At 72.3% G+C, this 21755-nt stretch carries 18 protein-coding genes; 8 read left to right on the top strand and 10 right to left on the bottom strand.

Annotated features, from left to right (window positions below; genetic code table 11):
- Positions 1-53: 53 nt before the first annotated feature.
- Positions 54-1337: a family 16 glycosylhydrolase gene (locus ACNYC2_RS23035; RefSeq protein WP_419704015.1), complete on the bottom strand. Its 1284-nt coding sequence runs from the start codon at positions 1335-1337 to the stop codon at positions 54-56.
- A 283-nt stretch (positions 1338-1620) separates the two neighbouring features.
- Positions 1621-2040 (bottom strand): Hsp20/alpha crystallin family protein, encoded by a 420-nt coding sequence (locus tag ACNYC2_RS23030; protein ID WP_419704014.1) that lies wholly within the window; start codon positions 2038-2040, stop codon positions 1621-1623.
- A gap of 246 nt (positions 2041-2286) precedes the next feature.
- Here ACNYC2_RS23030 and ACNYC2_RS23025 point away from each other — a divergent pair, with 246 nt between their 5' ends.
- The 3 genes from ACNYC2_RS23025 (at position 2287) to ACNYC2_RS23015 (ending at position 6348) form a co-directional block, all read left to right on the top strand.
- Positions 2287-4656 carry a xyloglucanase gene (locus ACNYC2_RS23025; RefSeq protein WP_419704013.1) on the top strand — a complete coding sequence of 790 codons (2370 nt, stop codon included), beginning with the start codon at positions 2287-2289 and terminating at the stop codon, positions 4654-4656.
- A gap of 340 nt (positions 4657-4996) precedes the next feature.
- A complete protein-coding gene (locus tag ACNYC2_RS23020) occupies positions 4997-5527 on the top strand; it encodes a SigE family RNA polymerase sigma factor (RefSeq protein ID WP_419704012.1) in 531 nt (176 codons plus the stop codon).
- The gene (locus ACNYC2_RS23015) at positions 5524-6348 is read left to right on the top strand and encodes a hypothetical protein (RefSeq protein WP_419704011.1); all 825 of its coding nucleotides are present in this window, start codon (positions 5524-5526) and stop codon (positions 6346-6348) included. The genes ACNYC2_RS23020 and ACNYC2_RS23015 overlap by 4 nt, the downstream gene beginning before the upstream one ends.
- Before the next feature lie 90 nt (positions 6349-6438).
- Here ACNYC2_RS23015 and ACNYC2_RS23010 read toward each other — a convergent pair whose 3' ends face one another.
- Positions 6439-7440 (bottom strand): S66 family peptidase, encoded by a 1002-nt coding sequence (locus tag ACNYC2_RS23010; protein ID WP_419704010.1) that lies wholly within the window; start codon positions 7438-7440, stop codon positions 6439-6441.
- A 71-nt stretch (positions 7441-7511) separates the two neighbouring features.
- On the opposite strand from ACNYC2_RS23010, the gene ACNYC2_RS23005 reads away from it, so the two are divergent.
- Positions 7512-7856: a VOC family protein gene (locus ACNYC2_RS23005; protein ID WP_419704009.1), complete on the top strand. Its 345-nt coding sequence runs from the start codon at positions 7512-7514 to the stop codon at positions 7854-7856.
- Positions 7857-7925: 69 nt separating this feature from the next.
- Here ACNYC2_RS23005 and ACNYC2_RS23000 read toward each other — a convergent pair whose 3' ends face one another.
- From ACNYC2_RS23000 to ACNYC2_RS22990, 3 genes are read right to left on the bottom strand one after another with little or no spacing between them, the layout of a single operon-like run.
- Positions 7926-9221, bottom strand: a complete 1296-nt coding sequence (locus tag ACNYC2_RS23000) for an XdhC family protein (RefSeq protein WP_419704008.1) — start codon at positions 9219-9221, stop codon at positions 7926-7928.
- A 40-nt stretch (positions 9222-9261) separates the two neighbouring features.
- Positions 9262-9747 carry a (2Fe-2S)-binding protein gene (locus ACNYC2_RS22995; RefSeq protein WP_419704007.1) on the bottom strand — a complete coding sequence of 162 codons (486 nt, stop codon included), beginning with the start codon at positions 9745-9747 and terminating at the stop codon, positions 9262-9264.
- 40 nt (positions 9748-9787) lie between these two features.
- A complete protein-coding gene (locus ACNYC2_RS22990) occupies positions 9788-12118 on the bottom strand; it encodes a molybdopterin cofactor-binding domain-containing protein (protein ID WP_419704006.1) in 2331 nt (776 codons plus the stop codon).
- A gap of 143 nt (positions 12119-12261) precedes the next feature.
- Here ACNYC2_RS22990 and ACNYC2_RS22985 point away from each other — a divergent pair, with 143 nt between their 5' ends.
- Complete coding sequence (locus ACNYC2_RS22985) at positions 12262-12753, top strand: dsRBD fold-containing protein (RefSeq protein WP_419704005.1); 492 nt, start codon at positions 12262-12264, stop codon at positions 12751-12753.
- 22 nt (positions 12754-12775) lie between these two features.
- Here ACNYC2_RS22985 and ACNYC2_RS22980 read toward each other — a convergent pair whose 3' ends face one another.
- Positions 12776-13414: a hypothetical protein gene (locus tag ACNYC2_RS22980; protein ID WP_419704004.1), complete on the bottom strand. Its 639-nt coding sequence runs from the start codon at positions 13412-13414 to the stop codon at positions 12776-12778.
- An 81-nt stretch (positions 13415-13495) separates the two neighbouring features.
- Between ACNYC2_RS22980 and glp the strand changes: the two genes are divergently transcribed.
- Both glp and ACNYC2_RS22970 read left to right on the top strand, forming a co-directional pair.
- Positions 13496-14749 (top strand): gephyrin-like molybdotransferase Glp, encoded by a 1254-nt coding sequence (glp, locus tag ACNYC2_RS22975; protein ID WP_419704003.1) that lies wholly within the window; start codon positions 13496-13498, stop codon positions 14747-14749.
- A gap of 67 nt (positions 14750-14816) precedes the next feature.
- Positions 14817-15236, top strand: coding sequence for a molybdenum cofactor biosynthesis protein MoaE (locus ACNYC2_RS22970; protein WP_419704002.1), 420 nt, complete (start codon positions 14817-14819; stop codon positions 15234-15236).
- Here ACNYC2_RS22970 and ACNYC2_RS22965 read toward each other — a convergent pair.
- Positions 15202-16533 (bottom strand): glycosyltransferase family 4 protein, encoded by a 1332-nt coding sequence (locus ACNYC2_RS22965; protein ID WP_419704001.1) that lies wholly within the window; start codon positions 16531-16533, stop codon positions 15202-15204. The genes ACNYC2_RS22970 and ACNYC2_RS22965 overlap by 35 nt on opposite strands.
- A 288-nt stretch (positions 16534-16821) precedes the next feature.
- On the bottom strand, positions 16822-17976 hold the full coding sequence (locus ACNYC2_RS22960) for a GTP 3',8-cyclase MoaA (RefSeq protein WP_419704000.1): 1155 nt from the start codon (positions 17974-17976) through the stop codon (positions 16822-16824).
- A gap of 57 nt (positions 17977-18033) precedes the next feature.
- Between ACNYC2_RS22960 and ACNYC2_RS22955 the strand changes: the two genes are divergently transcribed.
- Positions 18034-18942 carry a ketopantoate reductase family protein gene (locus ACNYC2_RS22955; RefSeq protein ID WP_419703999.1) on the top strand — a complete coding sequence of 303 codons (909 nt, stop codon included), beginning with the start codon at positions 18034-18036 and terminating at the stop codon, positions 18940-18942.
- A gap of 97 nt (positions 18943-19039) precedes the next feature.
- Here ACNYC2_RS22955 and ACNYC2_RS22950 read toward each other — a convergent pair whose 3' ends face one another.
- Positions 19040-21691, bottom strand: coding sequence for a hypothetical protein (locus tag ACNYC2_RS22950; protein WP_419703998.1), 2652 nt, complete (start codon positions 21689-21691; stop codon positions 19040-19042).
- Positions 21692-21755: the final 64 nt, after the last annotated feature.

Here is a 21755-nt window from a genome sequence, read left to right as displayed (position 1 = left end):
ACGGGGTCTCGACAAGCTCGACCAACGGAGGAGGCTCGACCAACGGACCTGGGCTACGGCAGCGTCCAGCGCTGGACGGTGCTCCCGTCGCAGTTGGCTATCTCGGTGCGGGTGCCGTCGGTCTGCACCCGGCCGACCGGCTGCAGGCAGCGGCCCGACTGCGGGTTGCGCAGCGCCAGCGTGCCGCTGGTCGAGGCCCACTGCTGGGCTCCGGTGCCGTTGCAGTCCCAGAGCTGGACGGCGGTGCCCGCCGCGGTGCCGCCCCCGGACACGTCGAGGCACTTGCCGAGCGCGCGCACGGTGCCGTCCGTGCCGACCGTCCACTGCTGCGCCGTGTTGCCGTTGCAGTTCGCGAGCTGGATGGGCGTGCCGTTCGCCGTGGCGGCCCCCGCGACGTCGAGGCAGATGCCGTTGCTCGCCCGGATCGTGCCCGTGCGGCTGCCTCCGCCGCCCGTGGAGTCGTAGACGCGCACGTAGTCGACGACCATCTGCTGCGGGAACTGCGTGGTCCCGTCGGGGTAACCGGGCCAGTTGCCGCCGACCGCGACGTTCAGGATGAAGAAGAACGGCTGGTTGAAGACCCACGGGTTGCTGCCCGTGTTCGCCGGTGTGAACGTCTGGTAGGCGTTGCCGTCCACGAGCCAGGTGATCGAGTTGGGGCTCCAGTCGATCGCGAAGGTGTGGAAGTCGTCCGCGAAGGACCAGTTCTGCGGGTGCTGGTACGACCCGGTGATGGGGTTGGCCCCCGAGTAGCCCGGGCCGTGCAGCGTGCCGTGCACCCGGTTGGGTTCGCGGCCGATGTTCTCCATGATGTCGATCTCGCCGGAGTTGGGCCACGGCGTGCCCGGGAACTGGCCGCCGAGCATCCAGAACGCCGGCCAGATGCCCTGCCCGCGCGGGATCTTGATCCGCGCCTCCAGGCGGCCGTACTGCGGCTGCACCTTCCCCTTGGTCGTGAGCCGGGCGGAGGTGTAGCCGCTGCCCTCCTGGCGGGCGGTGATCACCAGGTTGCCGTTGCCGTCCAGGGCGGAGTTGTTCCGCGAGTTCGTGTAGTTCTGCAGCTCGTTGTTGCCCCAGCCGCCCGCGCCGGTCTCGAAGTTCCAGTTGGCGCCGTTGGGCGCGCTGCCCGCGGCGCCGTTGAACTCGTCGGACCAGGTCAGGGCGGCCAGGGCAGCGGCGTCCTGCGCGGCAGCGGTGCCCGACGCCGGCGCGGCCCCGCCGTCGGACCCCTCGGGTGCCGCCGCGGCGGAGGTGACGAGCGAGGCCGACAGGACAAGGGTCAGGGCTGCCACCGCCGTCAGGGCGGTGCGGGTGGTGCGGTGCCTCGTGCTACGCATCGAACGCTCCTTCGCGAACATGTCTCTCCCGCCGCACGGAACCGCGCGACGGGCACAGCAGCGGCAGTCGCGCGCGCACTCCGGTGTGTCACGGGCGATGCGTGAGTGATGACGAAACAGTGCTCACGAAAAGTAGCGGCGTCAGGCGGCACCGCACAACGGTCAGATCGGCACATACGGGTTTTCCCCGAGTCGTCCCACGGCTGCCCGCACATGGCCGGGAACGCGGACGGCGCCCGGCCGCTGGGTGCGGTCGGGCGCCGTCGTGAGGCCGCTGAGGTGATCAGGCGGCGGTCGTGACCTCGATGCGCTGCGGCGTCGTGCCGGCGAAGACGCCGGGGACGGTGACCGTCAGCACGCCTGCGTCGTAGGACGCGGTGACGGCGTCGCCGTCCACGGTCTTCGGCAGCGTGACCGTGCGACGGAAGGAGCCGAAACGGACCTCCGAGATGCGGCGGCCCTCGGACTCCTCCGGGCGCTGGTCCTTGCGCTCGCCGCGGACGACGAGCTTGCGGCCCTCGACCTCGACGGTGATGTCGGCCGCCGGGTCGACGCCCGGCAGGTCGAGGCGGGCGACGAGGTCTTCACCCTCGCGGTAGACGTCGGCCGCGGGCACGGGGCCCTGGGCGTCGGCGGACTGCGGGCTCCACGGGTCGCGGAGCCACGTGTGGGTGAACGGCGAACGGGTCAGAACGGTGGTCATGGTGTTCTCCTCCGGATGGGATTGATGTCAGTCTCAACCTGAGTCGACCCGACTCAATTTCCGGGTTCGCCGACGGCGGACGGTGAGCCGTGGTGGTCATGGTGCGTAGCGCCCACAAACGAGCCTGAAGAGGATCCCGGCCAGCGGCAACCTTTTGCAGTGTCTGTGACCACTAGGAGGTGGATCAGGCCACTCCGTTGCCTGATCCACCTCCTCCGGTGAATCACATACAAGGAGCACATCCCCATGGACAACCCCACGCACCGCGCGCGCCGCGGGCGCCGCGGGCGTTACCGCCGCCGCTGGATCGCCACCGGTCTGTTGGTCGGCGTAACCGCCGTCGTCGCGCCAGGCCTCGTGTTCGCGCAGGAGGACTCGCCGTTGGCCGGCTTGACCGCCGTCGTCGCGCCAGGCCTCGTGTCCGCGCGGGAGGACTCGCCGTCCACGACGGTCGACGGCAGCGCCGACAACCAGCAGGCCCCCGTGCGCAGTGGCACGGTGCTCGATGACAACGGCTCCTCCGCCGGCACCAGCGTCCAGCAGGAGCTGGCGGCGTCGGCCCAGCCCCAGACGGCTGGGTCCGGATCGTACAAGTGGAAGAACGTCCAGGTGGTGGGCGGCGGCTACGTCACCGGGCTGGTGTTCAACCAGAAGGAGAAGGGCCTGCTGTACGCGCGCACCGACATGGGCGGCGCCTACCGCTGGAACGCCACGGCCGAGCGCTGGATCCCGCTGACCGACTGGCTCGGCGAGAAGGACTGGAACCTGCTGGGCATCGACGCGGTGGCCACCGACCCCGTCGACCCCAACCGGCTCTACCTCATGGCGGGCACCTACACCAACAACTGGGCGGGCAACGGCGCGATCCTGCGCTCCACCGACCGGGGCCGCACCTTCAAGCGCACCAATCTGCCCTTCAAGGGGGGCAGCAACGAGGACGGCCGCGGGGCGGGCGAACGGCTCGTGGTCGACCCGGCCGACCACGGCACCCTGCTGCTGGGCAGCCGCAAGAACGGCCTGTGGCGCAGCACCGACTACGGCGTGACATGGAGCCAGGTCTCCTCGTTCCCCGTCAAGGACGGGGCGAGCAGCGGCGGGGGCATCTCCTTCGTGACGTACGGCCCGAGCGGCAGCAAGACGATCTACGTCGGCGTCGGCGACTCGTCGACCTCTCTCTACCGCTCCACCGACGGCGGCAGCACCTGGCAGGCCGTCCTCGGGCAGCCCACCGGCCAGATGCCGCAGCACGGCGTGCTCTCCGGTGACGGCTCGCTGTACGTGACGTACACCAACGCCCTCGGACCCAACGGCGTGACGGGGGGCTCGGTGTGGAAGTACACGCCGGCCAGCGGGGCGTGGATGAACGTCTCCCCGTCCCAGGGCAGCTACGGGTTCTCCGGTCTGGCCGTCGACCCGCGCACGCCGTCCACGGTGATGGTCACCACTCTCGACCGCTGGTGGCCGGAGGACGAGATCTACCGCAGCACCGACGGCGGCGCGACCTGGAAGGCACTGGCCGACAAGTCGGTGCGCAGCGCCTCCGCCGCTCCCTACGTCGGCACCCACACCGGGCACTGGATGACCGCCCTGGCGATCGACCCCTTCGACTCCGGGCACGCGCTGTACGGCACCGGCAACGGCATCTGGCGCAGCGAGGACGCAAACGCCTCCGACAGCGGCGGCACCAGCCACTGGAGCTCAGGCGCCCGAGGTCTCGAGGAGACCTCGCTGCTGGACGCGATCGCCCCTCCCGGCGGCGCCACCGTCATCACCTCCATGGGCGACCAGGGCGGCTTCCGCCACGGCTCCCTGACCAAGGTGCCCTCCGGGCGGCTGACGAACCCGTTGATGACCAACAGCACCGACATCGACTTCGCCCAGTCCAAGCCCTCGACGATGGTCCGGGTCGGCCGTGGCGGCGATCAGGACGGCGCCTACTCCACCGACGGCGGCAGCACCTGGAACGGCTTCAAGGCAGAGCCGGTGGCCGGCGCCAACGATGGCCACGTCGCGCTCGCGGCGGACGGCTCCACCATCGTCTGGACCGAGGCCGGCCAGGCCCCGTACCGCTCGACCGACGAGGGGTCGAGCTGGTCGAGGATCAGCGGCCTGGACACCGACGCCGTGGTCGTCGCCGACCGTTCCTCGGCCAACACCTTCTACTCACTCACGGGCGGCACGCTCTACGCCAGCACCGACGGCGGTGCGACCTTCACCGCCCGCGCCGGCAACCTGCCCTCCGGCCGGCTCACGGCCGTGCCCGGCATCGCCGGGGACCTGTGGATCGCCGGCAGTGACAAGGGACTGCTGCACTCCACCGACGGCGGCCGCACCTTCACCACGCTCGGCTCGGTGCGGTCGGCCTCCGCCCTCGGCTTCGGCAAGGCCGCGTCGGGCACCACCTACCAGGCCCTCTACCTGATCGGCACCGTCAAGGACGTCACCGGAGTCTTCCGCTCCACCGACAAGGGTGCCACCTGGCTCCGCGTCAACGACAAGGCCCATCAGTGGGGCGCCATCGGCAGCGTCGGCGTCATCACCGGCGATCCCGACACCTACGGCCGCGTCTACATCGGCACCAACGGACGCGGTCTGCTGTACGGCGACCCGTCCTGACCCCACAACCCATCGAGTCCCGGGTCGGCCTGTCAGCAGGCCGACCCGGGACCGGGCAATGGGCGGCACCCTTTCGGCTCCGGCGGCAACTGCGCTGTGGAACATCGACTCGATCTACCGAAACGGATGGACATGAGGACAACGAATCATGGCCCGGCGCAGCCGACCCGAGTCCAGTTCGCCCGGCACTGACCGTGCCGCTCGGCCCTTGTCAGGACTCCCGCCCACGGGTGATCGCGGCCCGGGCGCAGCCGGGGGCCGCTGCTACGCTCACGCCGATTGTTAACGCACACATCGCAGGGAGAACACACACATCGCAGGGAGAGGGCAACCGCGGGAGATGCTCGCCGCCGACGCGTCCGCAGAGTTCCACGACTTCTTCGAACGCCACTACGCCGAACTGGCCCGTCTTGCCCACCTCCTGACCGGCGAGAAGGACGTGGCGGACGACCTCGCCGCCGATGCGCTGGTCGCCCTGTGGCAGCACTGGGACCGGCTGCGGGCCGCGCAACACCCGGTCGCCTACGCCCGCGGCGTGGTGGCCAATCTGGCGCGGCAGTGGACCCGGAGCAGGGTCCGCGAGCGGCGGCGAACAGTGCTGTTCTGGTCCCTCGATACGGAACACGTGGACGGCCCGGACGTAGCGGCCGTGCAGGACGTCCGAGCCGCGCTCACCAGGTTGCCGTTCCGCAAGCGGGCGTGCGTGGTCATGCGCCACGCCCTCGACCTGTCGGAGAAGGACACCGCCGCCGCGCTGGGCATCTCCGTCGGTACGGTGAAGAGCCAGACATCGAAGGGGATGGCCGAGCTGAAGCGGTTGCTCGGCGCGGATACGGTCGGCGAACTGACCATGGGAGGGAGGCACCGGTGAACGAGGAGATCAGCCGACGGCTGCGAGAAGCCGCTGCGGCTCACGAGCCCAACCGTGCAAGGATCCTGGCGCGTGTCGAGCGCGGTGCGGTCGGCCCCCAGGTCCGGCATCGCACGCCTTCGATCGCGAGGTCATCGCCCCGGGCGGCGATCGTCGGTCTCGTCGTCGCCGCCACCCTGACAACCGGTGGTCTCGCCGTAGCGGCCATCGGCGGAGCTCCGTTGCTGCCGGCCGTCGCACCCACTCCCACGGCGCCGTCCGCGACCGTCACTCCCCCGACCGTCACGCCCGGTCCGTCGCCATCCTCGCGCACCACCACTACCGGTCCGGCCCCGACCCCGACCCCGACCCCGACCCCGACTCCGGCCCCGGCCCCGGCCCCGGCCTGGGGCAGCGCGCGCCCGACTCCGGCGGACGACAGCCGGGTCGAGGACGGGCCGTTGCGGTCCGAGGGCTCGCTGGATCCCCACAGCACCATCTACTGGGCCCAGAGCAATCTGACCCTCGAGACCACCAAGCCGCTCACCTCGGTCACCGTGGAACTGCGCATCGCCCAGACCGGTGGCGTGCGGGACACCGGCAACTGGCAGACGCTGCCCACCGACGACTTCACCGTCACCGTTCAGGAGTCAGGCGGTGCGCTGCTCTACCGCTGGACCCTCAAGCCGGGCCGCACCGTGCCAGCCGGCCAGCACGAGTTCGCCAGTCAGTACAACCATGCAACCGGCGTCCGCGATCTCGAGCACGACAGCTACCGCGTCGACGCCCGGAGCCCACGCGGTTCCTTCGCCGTCTGGGGCGGGTTCGCACCGACCCGCTGAGGAGCGGGACCGGGCCTGTAAAAGGCGGCGCCCCTCGCCGACATGTCAGACGCTCGGGTCACTCCGGTGACTCGAGTGTCTGACACCTCGTCAGTGGCGCGTGATCGTCAGGGTTGTCGCGTCCTCGGCGACGGCGAGCTCCGCCGTCCCGCCGATCGGGAGCGTGAGGAACGGGCTCGTGTGCCCGAAGTCCACGCCGGCCAGCACCGGCTTGCCGCGCAGGGCGGGCTGGCGGGCGACTATCTCGTCGAGCGCCGCGCGGGTCACGCCCGAGCTGGCCTGGAACCGGCCGACGACCAGCCCGGTGACGCCGTCGGCGCCCGGCTGCTGGAGCAGGGACGTGAGACAGCGCGCGACGTGCGCGGCGTCCGACTCGAAGTCGTCCTCGAGGAACAGGAGCGCGCCGTCGAGCGACGGCATGTACGCGGTGCCCTGCAGCAGGTTGAGCGTGCCGAGGTTGCCGCCGACGATCCGGCCCGAGGCCTGCCCGGGGCGCAGCGCCCACCAGCCCTCGTTCGGCACGGGGGTGCGTGCGTCCTGGTCCGCGAACCACAGGTCGTCGGTCCACGCCTTCGCGGGTTCGACGACGATCGGGGCGTCGTTCATGACCGCCGCGCGGAACCAGTCCCCGGTGGGCTCGAAGTGGTCGCGCATGCCCCAGCTCGACCAGTGCGGGCCCGAGTACGTGACCAGGCCGGTGCGGGCGAGGATCGCGTTCTGGAGCGTGGTGATGTCCGAGTAACCGCAGAACACCTTCGGGTTGGCGGCGATCAGGTCGAAGTCGAGGTGGGGGAGCAGCTCGTTGCTGTTGAAGCCGCCGATCACGGTGAGGATCCCCGCGACGTCCGGGTCGGTGAACGCGGCATGCAGGTCCGCGACCCGGTGCTCGATGGTGCTGCTGCGGAACTGGTCGTCCTCGTCGACGTGCTCGCCGAACGTGAGGGTGAGGCCCATGGCGGCGAACCGCTCGTCGATCCACCGGGTGTTGTCGTGCTCCATGATCATCGCCCGGGACCTGGCGGGCGCGATCACCCGGAGGGTGTCGCCGGAACGGAGCTTGGGCGGGACGATCGTCTGTACGTGCGCTGACATGCCCGCAGCGTAGATCGGGGTCGCGGGTATCAGCCTCCAGATTTCCGCCAACAGGAGGAACCATGCACGCCATGCGCATCACGACCAACCTTCGGGTGGCCGACATCGAGACGGCGAAGAACTTCTACGCCGACTACCTCGGGCTCAGCACCGAGGAGTTCAATCTCGGCTGGGTGGCCCGCTACACCTCGCCCGAGACCGGAGCGCACGTCCAGCTGGTGACGGGCGACGCGACGTCGCCCGAGGACTCGGTCATCTCGGTCCACACGCCGGACGTCGATGCCGCGTACGACGAGGCGCAGCGGCTCGGCTACGAGATCGTGCACCCGCTGACCACGGAGTCCTGGGGTGTGCGCAGGTTCCTCGTGCGCGCGCCGGACGGCAACGTCATCAACATCGTCCGGCACCGGGACTGAGCCGATGGCGTCGCTGATGTTGCTCCTGCGGAAGCGGCGGGACGAGATCGTGTCGAGATAGACACCCGCTCAGGAGTGGATCGGGCCGTCCGTCTCGCGCAGAGGGCGGGCCGAGGCGCCGGACCTCGCGGCGATCATCTCCGCGGCGATCGAGACGGCGGTCTCGTCCGGGGTGCGTGCGCCGAGGTCCAGGCCGATCGGGCTGCGCAGCCGCGCGAGGGCCTCGGGCGGGACGCCGTCCTCGATCAGCCGGGCCTCCCGTTCCGCGTGCGCCCGGCGGGAGCCCATCGCACCCACGTAGGTCCCGGTCGGCAGCTCGGTGAGAGCCGTACGCAGCAGCGGCACGTCGAACTTCGGGTCGTGCGTCAGCACGCACACGGCGTCGTGCTCGGTGACCCGTCCCGCCTCGATCTCCGCGGCGAGGTACCGGTGCGGCCAGTCGACGACGACGTCATCGGCCTCCGGGAAGCGGGCCGACGTCGCGAAGATCGGGCGTGCGTCGCACACCGTCACGCGGTAGCCGAGCAGCCGCCCGGCGCGCGCCATCGCCGCGGCGAAGTCGATGGCGCCGAACACCAGCAGCCGCGGGCGCGGGGCGAAGACCTGCAGGAACACGCGCGTCCCGGTCCCGGTGCGCTCGCCGAGCGGCCCGTACTCCCGCACGGCGGAGGCGCCGACGGCGATCTGCCCGACGGCGTCGGCGGCGACCGCGGCTAGGAGCGGATCCGCCGCCGGGTGCTGCGCGGCCGGGTGGTCCGCCGCAGCCCAGGGATTAGGCCCGTGGGAGGGCGAAGTTCGGGCCGGATCACTGGGTACGCGGCCCGAACCAGGTTCGTCCCCGGACCGACCGGCGTCCGCGACCGTGATCCGCCGGCCCAGCGGGCCGGCGGCGCCGTCCGCGTCCGCGCCGCCGTCCGCGCCGCCGTCCGCGCCCGCGTCCGTGGCGATGACCGTGGCGACGCAGACGCCCGAGGCGGGCGGGCCGCCGTCAGGCAGCGCGGGGCCGGTGCCCAGGACCTGCCCCGCGAAGGACTCGAAGTCCGGCCAGGCGGTGCGCGAGAGCGGGGCGACGAACACCTCGATGGTCCCGCCGCAGGTTAGCCCCACCTCGAAGGCGGACTCGTCGGAGACGCCGTACCGGGCCAGCACGGGGCGGCCGGTCTCGGCGACCTCCAGGCACAGGTCGTACACCGCGCCCTCGACGCAGCCCCCGGACACCGAGCCGATGACCTCACCGCCCGGCCCGACGGCCATCGCGGCGCCGGGCTCACGCGGGGCCGACCGGAACGTGCGCACCACCGTGGCTACGGCGACCCGCTCGTCGGCGCGCCACCAGTCCAGCAGCTGCGGCAGCAGATCCCGCACGCGGCGCCCTCCAGTCGCTCGTGAACCGTGAACCGTGAACCTACATCTTCGCCTCGCCCGCCCGGATCGCCTCACGGATGCGCGGGTAGGTGCCGCAGCGGCAGATGTTCCGGATGCCGTCCAGGTCGGCCTCGGTGATCGTGCGGCCCTCCTCGCGCACCTTCCGCACCAGCGCGACGGCCGCCATGATCTGGCCGGGCTGGCAGTAACCGCACTGGGCGACGTCGCGCTCGAGCCACGCCTCCTGCATGGGGTGCAGCTCCGCGCCGACGGCGCCGACCGTGCCCGGCAGGCCCTCGATGGTGGTCACCTCGTCGTCGGGGCCGAGGTCGCCCACGGGCACCGAGCAGGGGTTGAACGCGCGGCCGTTGATGTGGCTCGTGCAGGCCTTGCACACGTTGATGCCGCAGCCGTACTTGGGGCCGGTGATGCCGAGCACGTCGCGCAGGATCCACAGGACGCGGACGTCGTCGGGGGTGTCGACGGTGACGCGCTCACCGTTGACCAGGAACGTTCGGGTAGCCATGGGGTCTCCTCGGGAGATCTCGGAAGTCGGCGGGGCCGGCTCAGTAGGTCCAGCGCAGGCCGTCGACCGGCGAGGCGGGCACCGGCGGCACCGTCGGCTTGACCTCGAAGTGCAGTGGCTCGTGATGATTCACGGGAAACTCGGTGGGCATCTTCCCGGTCGCCCGCGCGTACGCCGTGGCGGTGGCCGCTGCCGCCGAGGCGACGGCGAGCTCGCCCGCGCCGCCCGGCTGCTCGGACGTGTTCTCCATGACGATGACCCGCATCTCGGGCGGCACGTTCCACTGCCGCGTGTACGCGTAGTTGTCCCAGCTCGCCTCGAGGAAGTGGCCGTCGCGCAGGTGCAGCGACGACGTCAGGATGATCGCGATCCCGTCCATGACGCCGCCGATCATCTGGGCCTCGAGCCCCTTCGGGTTCACCGTGAGCCCGACGTCGACGGCGGTGGTCACCCGCGTGACACGCGGTCCGGTGCGGCCGTCCCGGACCTCGCGGTCCACGGTCCCGGGGCGGCAGTCGATCTCGACCAGACAGGCGGCCACCGACTGGTACTCGGCGTGGAACGCGATGCCCTGGGCCACTCCGTCCGGCAGGGCGCGCCCCCACTCGCCGGCCTCGGCGACGGCGTCGAGCACCGCGCGGGACCGCTCGTCGCGCGCGAACCTGCGCCGCACCTGGAGCGGGTCGAGCCGCAGCCGCTTGCCGATCCGGTCGACCGTGAGCTCGCGGGCCGTCGCGACGTTCGGGGAGTAGATGTTCCGCATGGCGCCGGTGTTGAACCGGCGGTCGACCTCGGAGAGCAGGTTGGTCTGGACGCCGAAGCTGTAGTGCGTGGACTGGGTGAGCACGTAGATCGTCTCCGCCACCGAGAGGTCGCCGACCGGCAGCTTGCTCGCCACCGAGACGAGCATCTCCCCGAACCCGTGCGAGAAGTCGGTCCCGATCGACGTGTGCCGCTGCTCCCACGTGAGCACCTCGCCGCCCAGGAGCGTCGTGCGGATGCGGTGGGTGGACGCCGGGTGCACCCGCCCCTGGCGGAAGTCGTCGGCGCGGTGCCACATCAGCTTGACCGGCACGCCCATCGCCCGGGACGCCTGCGCGGCCTCGGACGCCGCGTCGTGGAACAGCTTGCGGCCGAACGACCCGCCGCCCTGCGTGACGTGCACCTTCACGGCCGAGACGGGCAGCCCGAGCTCGCCGGCGATCCAGCCCTGCGCGACGATCGGGGCCTGCAGCCCTGCCCAGATCTCGGCGGAGCCCGGCCGCACGTCGGCGATGGCGCAGTTGGGTTCGAGGGCGCTGTTGCTCGAGAACCAGAACGTGAAGTCGGTGTCGATGGTCGTGGTCAGGAGCGGCACCCTGGGCACGGCGAGCGGCAGCTGGGCGCCGCGCAGCTCGGCGAGCACGTCCGCGTCCGACATCCCGGCGACCGGACCGTCGGCCCAGTCCACCTCGAGCGCCCGGACGGCGTCCACGCACTGGCCGAACGTCTCCGCGCGCACCGCCACCCCGGTCGGGATCTCGGCGACGTGGGTGACGCCGGGCATCGCCAGCACCGCGGCCGCGTTGCGCACCGCGCGGACCGTGCCGTTCAGCGTCGGGGGCCGGCAGACCATCGTCGGCAGCGCACCGGGGATGTCGAGGTCCATCGTGTACTTCTTGGCGCCGGTGACCGCCGCGCGGGCGTCGACGCGGCCGCGCGGCCTGCCGATCACCCGCATCTCGGACACGTCCTTGAGCCGGGTCCCGATCGCGGTGGTGCGCTCGACCCGCGCGGCCTCTGCCAGGCCGCCGTAGTCGATCCGGGTCCCGTCGGGCAGGACGACGGCGCCGCCGTCGGTCCGTAGGTCACGCTCCGCGACGCCGGTCCGGGCCGACGCCGTGGTGAGCAGCCGCGTGCGCGCCGCCGCCGCCACGGTGCGCACCGGGAGGTAGGTGGAGTGCGTGGTGTTCGACCCGCCGGTGAGCTGGTTGAACAGCAGCTCCGGCCGGGCGTCGGCGAGCGTCACGACCACCCGCTCGACCGGCAGGTCGAGCTCCTCGGCGATGAGCATCGCCGTCGACGTGGTGATGCCCTGGCCGTTCTCCGAGCGGGGCAGCGCGAACCGCACGATCCCGTCGGTGCCCAGCGTGAGCGTGATCAGCATCGAGGTGGGTGCCGCCGCGAGCGTCTGGGCCTCGGTGAGGTCCAGGAGCTCCGCGGGTCCGGGCAGCGACGGGACGACCGCGGGAACGGTCGCGCCCCGTGCGGCATCGGGTCTGGCGAGATCGATCGCGATAGCGAGCGTTGGTGCGGCGACCAGGTAGGCGAGCGCCTGCCGACGGGAGACGCCCTGGGGCGCGGCCGTCCTGGTCTCGTTCGTGCTCGTCATCGAGTACTCCGAGGTCGACGGCCCGCGGTGCCCCCTCGCCCCGCGTACTGAACCGTGCTCAGCAGAGTAGGCCCCATCGGGGATGTCGTAAACCTGAGCGTGGGGAGATGATGGAACCGATCGCAGCGACGCGAGGAGGACCCATGAAGGCAGCGGTTGGCGACCGGATCGTCACGGCCTCGGGAGTGGTCGGCGGAGTGGTGCGCGACGGCGTGGTGACCGGGTGTCCCCACGACGACGGCTCGCCGCCCTACCGGGTCAGGTGGTCCGACACCGGCGAGGAGACGCTCGTCTACCCCGGCTCCGACACGATCGTCGACGCCCAGGTCGAGGCAGGCTCGGACGAGTGGCGCGAGCCGCCGCGGCAGGCCCGGGCGCTCACCTGGGACGTGCGGATCACCGTGGTGGAGTCGGGCGGCAGCACGACGGCGGAGGCGACGGTGACGAACGGTCCGCCGGACGCGCTGCGCGCCGTCGGGCACGCGAGGAAGTCACCGGGGGACGCGCAGGTGCCGCTGATCGGCGACGAGATCGCCGCCGCCCGGGCGCTGCGGCGGCTCGCCGACCGGCTGCTCGCCGTGGCGGAGCAGGACGTCTCGGCGGCGGTCGGGCACCGGGCGCACGTGCACCGTTGAGCGGGCTGGGCCGCGAGCCGGGCTACGCCAGGATGCCCGAGGCGTCGAGCGCGCCCCGCACCTCGGCGTCGAGCCAGGGCACTATGCCCTCCCACGTGGTGCGCCACGAGATTCCGCTGACCTGCGTGCCGTCGGGGAACGTCTCGATGTAGTCGGCCTGGAGCACGCCGAAGCTGTCGCACCAGAACGCGTTGGCCGGGCTGCCGTCGAGGAGCTGGTCGATGCGCATCGCCGACGTCGAGATGCCGTCCGGCAGCAGGAGCGGCTGCGTGTCGGTGCGGACCAGCAGGGCCTGCCGCGTGCGCGTCGGGTCGGCGTCGTCGAGCTGGATGTACTCGGCCCAGGCGCCGACCGTCGCGAGCTCCAGCACCAGCAGGTACCGCGCGAACGAGGGCACGCCGTCGCGCGAACCGGGCGGCAGGTCCGCGCGTTCGAACGTGACGTCCACGCCGCCGGGCTCGCGCTGCGTCGAGTAGCGCACCCAGTTGCGGATGTTGCCGTCGTACTCCACCCGCTGCCGGGCCCGCAGCACCACGTCGGGCGTCGGCCGCATGGCCAGCACCGAGTCGAGGACCCGCAGGCCGTCCGGTGACTGCGAGTCCCGGCGCACGAGAGCGCCGTCGGGCGTCGTCCCGTTGTTGCTCAGCGCGTGGATGTGCATGGTCGATTCTGGCGCCGGATGCCGCCCGGGCGCCAGGGCAGCGGTGTGCCCCGCCCGGCGTGTCCCGGGTAGGTTGCGAGCATGAGCGAGCGCGTTGACGTGGAACAGCACCGGGCCGACGTCGCAGAGCTCCTCGCGGGGCTCGCCGACCGGCCCACCGAGGAGGTGCCCGTCCACGAGGGCGCGGTCGGGCGGGTGCTCGCGAGCGACGTCGTCGCCCCCGGGCCGCTGCCGCGCTTCCGCAACTCGCAGATGGACGGCTTCGCGGTCCGCGCGGCCGACGTCGCCCCGGCGCGGCCCGGCGCGCCCGTCACCCTGCCCGTCGTGGGGGACGTCGCCGCGGCGCCGGGCGAGCCCGCGCCGCTCGAGCCCGGCACCGCGGTCCGGATCATGACCGGCGCGCCGGTACCCGTCGGCGCCGACGCGGTCGTCCCTGTCGAGGACACGGACCACGTGACGTTCAACGCCCGCGGCGACGGCGCCCCGCGCGGCTCCGCGACGAAGGTCGAGATCGCCCGCGGGCGCGAGGCCGGGGAGTTCGTCCGGGAGCCCGGCTCCGACGTCGCAGAGGGCGCCGTGGTGCTGCGCGCCGGGACCGTGCTCGCGCCGCACCACGTGGCGGCCGCCGCGGCCTGCGGTATCGCGCGGCTGCCGGTCCGCGTGCCGGTCTCGGTGGCCGTCGTGTCCACGGGGAGCGAGCTCGTCGCACCCGGCGACGAGCCCGGCCCCGGCCAGATCTGGGACGCCAACGGCCCGGCGCTCGCGGCCGCCGTCGTCGCGGCGGGCGGACGGGTGGGCCTGCGCCTCGCCGTCCCCGACGACCCCGAGGTCGTGCGCACCGGCCTGGAGCGCGCGGCGGCGCTGTGCGACCTCGTGCTCACGACCGGCGGGGTCAGCCAGGGGGCCTACGAGGTGGTCAAGGACGCGCTGCCGGAGGTCACGTTCCGCTCGGTGGCCATGCAGCCCGGCGGGCCGCAGGGTCTCGGGCGGTTCGCGGGCACGCCGGTGCTCGCCTTCCCGGGCAACCCGGTCAGCGCCCAGGTCTCGTTCGTCGTGTTCCTCCGCGACCTCCTGCGGCAGGCCGGTGGACTCCCGCCCGTGCGGCGGGTCCCGGCGGCGCTCGACGCCGCGATCGTCTCGCCGGCCGGGAGGCGTCAGCTCCTGCGGGGACGCCGGGTCGACGACGCCGGCGGCGCCGGCGCGCGGGTCGCCGTCGTCGGCGGACCGGGTTCGCACCTCGTGGCGTCGATGGCGGCCGCGGACGTGCTGATCGACGTCCCCGCCGCCGCGACTAGGCTCGACGAGGGCGCAGAGGTGATCACGTGGCCGCTGTGACGCCGGGCCGGACCCCGGCACCCGGACAGGCGCCCGACAAGCACTCGGCACGGACGAGGGAGTACTGATGGACCAGGTGGTGCGGGTGACGCAGGACGTGCTCGACGACGCCGTCGGGCGGGCCGTCGAGGCAGCGGTGGCGGCCCCCGAGTGCGGCGCCGTGGTGACGTTCCGCGGCGTCGTCCGCGACGACGACGGCGGCCGGGACGTCACGAGCCTCGACTACGAGGCGCACCCCGACGCGACCGCCGTCCTACAAAAAGTGTGCCAGGCGGTGGCCGCCGAGACGGGGCTCCGCGTCGCGGCGACCCACCGGTTCGGGCACCTCGTGGTGGGCGACGTCGCACTCGTGGCGTCGGCGTCGGCCGGGCACCGCAAGGAGGCGTTCGAGGCGTGCTCCCTGCTGGTGGAGCGCATCAAGGCCGAGGTGCCGATCTGGAAGAAGCAGCAGTTCACGGACGGCGAGTCCGAGTGGGTCGGCCTGTAGCGATCTTGCGCATGCGCGTGGCCGCCCGGCGGACCGTGTCGCTGCCGGGCATGCGGTCCGGCAGCAGCTCGGGGAGCCGGGCCGGATGCATCCGCTGGGTCAGGTCCCGCGCCGACTGGAGCGTCAGGCTCGGCATCGAAAGGCCGGTCACGGTGAAGGTGGTCAGGCTGGGCACGCTCAGGTTGATGGCCGGGAGCCGCTGCATGCCGCGCCGCCAGATGCGCTCCCGCACCGGCGGTGGCGGCACGTCGAGCTGGGCGTAGAACGTCTCGGCGCACGCCCGCCACGAGAAGAGCTCGGCGTACGTTCGCGTCTCCTCGCGTGAGCAGTCCAGCGCGGCGAGGCAGGCGGCCCGCAGGTCGTCGTCGACGGCACCCGCGCCGGACCCCGGGATGAGGTCGCGCGGACCGGGCGCGTCGAAGCCCGCCACGGGGGTACCCGACGCCATCGCCTCCAGGATGACCAGGCCGAACGTGTCGGTGCGGCTCGGGAAGACCAGGACGTCGGCGTCGGCGAAGTGCTGTGCCAGGTCCTCGCCCGAACGGCGCCCCCGGAAGTGCGCGTCGGGGTGGTCCGCCTCCAGGTCGGCCCTGGCCGGTCCGTCGCCGACCACCACCTTCGAGCCCGGCAGGTCGAGGTCGAGGAACGCCTGGACGTTCTTCTCGACGGCCAGCCGCCCCACGTACAGGAAGACCGGTCCGGGCAGGTCGCCGTACACCCCGCGGCCCCGTCCGGGGTCAGCCGTCGCCGCCCGGCGATCGGGGTGGAACTGCTCGGTGTCCACGCCGAGGCTCCACGGCGTTACGTTGCTGATGCGCCACCGGGTGAGCTGCGCGCGCATGGTCGGCGTCGTCACCAGCACGGCGCCGGACTTGCCGTGGAACTTGCGCATGTACCGGTACCCGGCCCAGAGCGGGATCCACGACCAGCGGGCGGTCAGGTACTCGGGGAACTGCGTGTGGTAGCTGGACGTGAAGGGGAAGCCGAAGTGGTCGCAGACGGCGCGCGCGTACCAGCCGAGCGGGCCCTCGGTGGCGATGTGCACGGCGTCGGGCGCGAACTCGAGGAAGCGCCGCTCCACCTCGTCGCGCGCCATGATGGGCAGGCGGATCTCGGAGTAGGTGATCAGGGGGATGGTCCGGTAGCCGTCCCACGGCGTCACCATCTCGACGACACAGCCCATGCGGCGAAGCTCGGTGACCGTGCGGGAGAGCGCCGTGGCGACGCCGTTCACCTGCGGCTCCCAGGCGTCGGTCACGATCATGATGCGGTGCGGCCGTTCGGTCGCTGTACTCACGCCGAAATTCAACCACGCCCGGACATCGCCCCTGACCACCCGGAGGAAACCGACCGATCTCGCGGCGCCTCGACTCCGTCCCGCTTCGGCAACCGTCCCCACGAGCGCGAACTGAATCCCATTCAAGAGGACCCAGACGACCACAATCCCTAGGGTTTCGGCACCTCGACCCCTACTGAATCAAGGTCAAGCCCAGGCTTCAGGCGCAGGACGCCTAGCAGTTGGACGACGTTCTATTAGGCATCTCGACGAGCTTCTACTATGCAAATGGACGAGCCCGTTCCTGGCTCAGCCGCCGATGGCACCCATGCTGCGCTCGGTCGCCGCGAAGGCGTCGGCCGCCAGCTCGACGGCGTCGCTGCCGTGCGCGCGGGGCTTGGCCCACATCGCGGCGCGCCAGGCGTCGCCCACCTCGTCGTCCGTCGCGCCGGCCCGCAGCAGGGCCTTGAGATCCGTCTCCTCGTTGCCGAACAGGCACGAGCGGACGGTGCCCTCGGCGGTCAGCCGGGTGCGATCGCACGCCCCGCAGAAGGAGCGGGTCACCGACGCGATGATCCCGACGGTCGCCGGACCGTCGTCGACCAGCCATTCCTCGGCGGGGGCTGACGGGTCCTCGCGGCCGGCCGGCGTCAGCCTGAACCGCGACTGGAGCACGCCGAGCAGATCAGCGGCGCTCACCACGTCGTCGCGCGTCCACTGCCCGTCAGCGTCGAGCGGCATCTCCTCGATGAAGCGCAGGTTGCAGCCGTGCTCGACGGCCCAGGCGAGCAGGTCGGCGGCGCCCGTCAGGGTCTCGGGCAGGAGCACCGCGTTGATCTTGACGGGTGCGAGGCCCGCGGCGAGCGCCGCGCGGATGCCCTTGAGCACGTCGTCGAGGCGGTCGCGGCGGGTCAGGGTCGCGAACGCCTCGCGGTTGACGGTGTCGAGCGAGACGTTGACGCGGTCCAGCCCGGCCGCGACGAGCGCGTCCACGCGCTTGTCCAGCCCGAGGGCGTTCGAGGTCATGGCGATGCGGACGCGTTCGGTGGACGTCGGCGCGCTCGCCGCGCCGGGCGTCGTGCCCGGGCGTGGCGCGGCCATCGCGTCGTCCGCCGCCGTCCGCGCCGCGCCGATGATGTCCTCCAGGTCGCGCCGCATGAGCGGCTCGCCGCCGGTGAACCGGATGTCGCGGATGCCGAGGTCGCGCACGCCGATGCCGACCAGCCGGCCGATCTCCTCCGGCGTCATGAGCTCGTCGCGCGGCACCAGCGGCAGACCCTCGGCCGGCATGCAGTACGTGCAGCGCAGCGAGCAGGCGGTGGTGATCGAGACCCGCAGGTCGCGTGCGACGCGCCCGTACCGGTCCACGAGCAGCGGTGTCGCGGGGCGTGGGCGGCCACCTGGCGTGGCTGCGCGCCGGGGCACGCCTCGCACCGACGGGACCCCGAGCGAGACAGCTGCCATGTCCAGAGCGTAGACCAGCATGAATCAACGGCCACGGGGCTGCCTAGCATGTGGAGCATGACTGACAACCTCATCGCGGTAATCGGGCCGGGCGCGATCGGTGGCCTTGTCGCGGCCATGCTCCAGCAGGCGGGGCACGACGTCGTGGTGGTCGCCCGGGAGAAGACCGCCAGGCAGGTCACGGAGCACGGGCTCGACGTCGAGACCGACAAGTTCGGCACGTGGCACGCCCCGCTGCGGGCCGCGACAGAGGTTCCGCACGGTGCGCGCGTCGTCGTGGCGGTCAAGGCGGAGGGGGTGGCGGACGCCGCGGCACTGCTCGCCGGCACCGCGCCCGTCGAGGTGCTGTCCCTGCTCAACGGCCTGGACCACCTCGACGTCCTGCGCTCGGCGCTGCCCGGTGTGCGGGTGGTCGGCGCCACCATCGCAGGCGAGACGCTGCGGACCGGAGCGGGCGGCTTCGGCCCGGCCCTGGTCCGGCACCGCGGCACGCTGCTGCGGGCGGTCGTTCCCGACGACGCAGCGGAGCTCGGCCTGGTCGCGGCGCTGCGGGACACCCCGATCGAGGTGCTCACCGGCGGGACCGAGACCGAGGTGCTGTGGAAGAAGCTGCGCTTCCTCGCGCCGCTCGCGCTGCTGACCTCGGCCTGGGGGACCGGCATCGGGGACGCGCTGACCCGTGACCCGGACCTGACGACCGGGCTGCTGGCCGAGATCGCGGCGACGGCCACCGCGGAGGGCGTGCCGACCACCGGCGAGGACCTCCGGGGCATCCTGAGCGGGTTCCCGGCCCCGATGCGGTCGTCGCTCCAGGCCGACATCGAGGCCGGCCACGAGGGCGAGCTCGACGCCATCGGCGGGGCGGTCCGCCGCCGGGCGGCGTCCCACGGCATCCCGACCCCGATCCTGGACGACGTCATCGGCCGGATCGAGACCCGGGCTGCGGCCGGCGCTCATCCAGCCTGATCCGCGCACAGCCCGCGTCAGAAGCCCGCGGACGTGTCAGACGTGCAGGTCACCCGGGTGACCTGCACGTCTGACACGTCCGCGGGCTTCTGACAGGTCAGCGGAGCCGGGTGGTCGACGGGGTCCCGACCACCAGCGGGGCTACCGTCACGCGGTCGATATCCGGGGCCCAGGCCGTCGGGTTGCCGAGCCTCAGCTCGCCGGTACCCGTGGTCAGCGTGACCGGGATGGTCCGCTCCCAGAAGCTGTGCCACGAGTACGTGTACCGGAAGTACCCGGAGCCGACGGGCGCCGCGTCGTCGCCCTCGGTGACCACCACCTGCCGGTCGACCACCTGCGGGTTGTACTGGTGCTCCCCGGAGGTCTCGGCGTTCGCGTAGTGGACCACCACGTCGTAGTCGCCGGGAGCGTCGAACCCGGCGCCGCGCGGGACGGCCACGTGGTTGCCGGCACCCTGGCCGACCCACCCCACGTACTTGCTCCCGGAGGCGTTCGTGCCCGACGACGGGTCGAGGCTCACCACCGCGGCGTCGCCGCGCAGGGTCAGGTCCTCGGCCTCGAACGTCGACGCCGCGGCGTCGCCCTCGGCGGCCCGGGTGACGGTCACCGACTTCACGCGGGCGCCGCGGCCCGACCGCAGCTCGATCTCGTTGATCCCCTCGTTGAGGTGGGCGCGGACGGTGGTGCGGCGGTGCCCGCCGTTCGGGACCCGTACGTCCGCGAGGACCCGGCCGCCGAGCTCCAGCCGCAGGTCCGAGGCCCCGGCGGTCTGGTAGTCGACGGCGACGTCGTAGTAGCCCGTCTCCATGGCGGTGACGTAGGCGTCGGCCCGCTGGTCCTCGCCCGCGACGGCGCCGAAGCCCCGCGTGCCGGACTGCCAGCTCAGGCCCGCGCCGCCGTCGTAACGCAGGGTGCTGGCGGGGTACGTGGTCGGCTCACCGTCGGTGATGTCGGTCAGCAGGAACTTGTCGAGCGTGATGTCCGAGTTCGGCAGGGTCTGGCTGCCGTCCCGGCTCGCCCGGACGGACAGGACGTGGGTGCCCTGGGTGAGCTCGACCGCGACCTCCGTGCTGCCGCGGTACTGCCACCGGGCCGTGTCGGTCAGCGCCAGGTCGGCCGCGTACTGGATGTCGTCACGGTGCGAACCGTCGACGAACAGCGCGTGCCGGCCTGGCTTGCCCGGCGTGGCGCCGATGACCTGGAGCCGGTAGGTGCCGGTGCGGGGCACGGTGACGGTCCAGTCGGCGGCCGACGTCGGCTGGTTGAACGACCCGACGTCCTTCCCGCCCGAGGCGAGGAACTTCCAGCCGCCGTTCGCCTGCGGGTCCTGGACATAGGTCCGGGCGCCGGTGAGCTCGGTGTCCTCGGCCTCGATGCTGGTCGTCCAGACGGGGTCCACCGCGACCACGCGGTCCTGCGCGGGGGTGACGATCACCTGGTAGGCGGCGTACCGGTCGTAGGTCGGCACGGTGAGGTCCAGCGTGCCGTTGCTCGCGACGCGCGCCCCGTCGACGGCGTGGACGACGCGCGGCGTGCCCGCCAGACCCTCCGCGCCGCTCAGGGTGACCTCGCGGACCTCGACGTCGACGGTCTGGCCGAACACGCCGCGCGAGAGGCCACGCAGGTCGAGGCGGACGTCGGAGCCGGTGCCGCCGTACAGGACCGTCGCCCGGCGGTTCGCTGCGTCGATCGCCCCGATGCCCTGCAGGGTGTCGACGGCGTCCAGCTCGGGCGGCGTCACCCGTACGGTCTGCGAGCCGGCCAGGTCGCCGTACCACTTGAACATCCACCAGCCGCCGTTGGCCCCGTTCGGCCGGGCGCTGTTGTCGGAGAAGTTGCCGGCGTAGTTCCAGTACGCCGTCTGCGCGTCGACCTTGGCGTCCTCGAACATGGCGAACCACTGGACGAGCTGGCCGGGCACCCCCATGTCGCGCGGCACGCCGTACTCGGTGATGTTGACGGGGATCGGCCCGACGCCCAGCTCACGCTCGAGCGCCCGGTACTCCGCGAAGTGCGACCGGAACGTCGCGAGGTTCTCGATGCCGAGCTCGTGCCAGATGAACACGTCGGGCAGCACGTCGTTCTGCTTCGCGAACGTGAGGAAGTCCCGCGACCGCTCGGGCTGCCAGTGAGCGTCGCCGGGGCCGCCGATCCGGGCGGGCGCCAGCCCGTGGCGGGCGTAGACCTCCTGGATCTTGTCGTGCACCGCCTTCCAGTCGGCGAGGAAGGTGTCCTTCATCGTCGGCCAGTCCTGGTACCAGATGCCGTCCGGCTCGTTGATGGGGATGAACAGGTACTTCTCGGGGTGGTCGGACTGCGTGGCGACCACCTCCACCATGAGCTCGACGACCTCCAGGTAGTCCCACACGCCGTTGGGCTCCTCGACGTACTCCCCGGTGGCCTGGTCGTAGGTGCGCACGTCGCCCACGCGCACGCCACCGTGGTACGGCCAGTCGGGGTAGTGGTCCTGGATGTAGACGGCGAGCTCCTCGCCGTGCTTGGCGAAGAAGCCGTCCTCGACCTTGAGGACGTCCCCGCTCGGGTGCTGCGTCCCGAACGGCGGCTTCTGCGAGGAGTTGGTGATGTGCGCGCCGTTGATGAGCGCCTGCGTGGGCGCGCCCTCGTCGCCGAACCCGTAGAGCGTGCCGGTGGCGCCGCCCCGGAACTCTCCGGTCGTCCTCCCGAAGTCGACGGTGAGGGTCTCGGGTTCGGCAGCCGCCGGCTGCGCGACCGTGAGTGTTGTTGCCACCAGAGCTGTCACTGCGATACCGCTCCATCCTCGTCGCTGTCGGGACCACCGCCATGATCGCTGA

The sequence above is a fragment of the Promicromonospora sp. NFX87 genome, from assembly GCF_048564965.1.
Taxonomy (GTDB): Bacteria; Actinomycetota; Actinomycetes; order Actinomycetales; family Cellulomonadaceae; genus Promicromonospora.
This window is presented reverse-complemented; position numbering and strand designations above follow the sequence as displayed.

Excerpts from the sequence above, each read along its gene's own strand:
- ACNYC2_RS23035 (WP_419704015.1), bottom strand. The coding sequence starts at position 1,337 with ATGCGTAGCACGAGGCACCGCACCACCCGCACCGCCCTGACGGCGGTG.
- ACNYC2_RS23030 (WP_419704014.1), bottom strand. The coding sequence starts at position 2,040 with ATGACCACCGTTCTGACCCGTTCGCCGTTCACCCACACGTGGCTCCGC.
- ACNYC2_RS23025 (WP_419704013.1), top strand. The coding sequence starts at position 2,287 with ATGGACAACCCCACGCACCGCGCGCGCCGCGGGCGCCGCGGGCGTTAC.
- ACNYC2_RS23020 (WP_419704012.1), top strand. The coding sequence starts at position 4,997 with ATGCTCGCCGCCGACGCGTCCGCAGAGTTCCACGACTTCTTCGAACGC.
- ACNYC2_RS23010 (WP_419704010.1), bottom strand. The coding sequence starts at position 7,440 with ATGTCAGCGCACGTACAGACGATCGTCCCGCCCAAGCTCCGTTCCGGC.
- ACNYC2_RS23005 (WP_419704009.1), top strand. The coding sequence starts at position 7,512 with ATGCGCATCACGACCAACCTTCGGGTGGCCGACATCGAGACGGCGAAG.
- ACNYC2_RS22995 (WP_419704007.1), bottom strand. The coding sequence starts at position 9,747 with ATGGCTACCCGAACGTTCCTGGTCAACGGTGAGCGCGTCACCGTCGAC.
- ACNYC2_RS22990 (WP_419704006.1), bottom strand. The coding sequence starts at position 12,118 with ATGACGAGCACGAACGAGACCAGGACGGCCGCGCCCCAGGGCGTCTCC.
- ACNYC2_RS22985 (WP_419704005.1), top strand. The coding sequence starts at position 12,262 with ATGAAGGCAGCGGTTGGCGACCGGATCGTCACGGCCTCGGGAGTGGTC.
- ACNYC2_RS22980 (WP_419704004.1), bottom strand. The coding sequence starts at position 13,414 with ATGCACATCCACGCGCTGAGCAACAACGGGACGACGCCCGACGGCGCT.
- glp (WP_419704003.1), top strand. The coding sequence starts at position 13,496 with ATGAGCGAGCGCGTTGACGTGGAACAGCACCGGGCCGACGTCGCAGAG.
- ACNYC2_RS22970 (WP_419704002.1), top strand. The coding sequence starts at position 14,817 with ATGGACCAGGTGGTGCGGGTGACGCAGGACGTGCTCGACGACGCCGTC.
- ACNYC2_RS22960 (WP_419704000.1), bottom strand. The coding sequence starts at position 17,976 with ATGGCAGCTGTCTCGCTCGGGGTCCCGTCGGTGCGAGGCGTGCCCCGG.
- ACNYC2_RS22955 (WP_419703999.1), top strand. The coding sequence starts at position 18,034 with ATGACTGACAACCTCATCGCGGTAATCGGGCCGGGCGCGATCGGTGGC.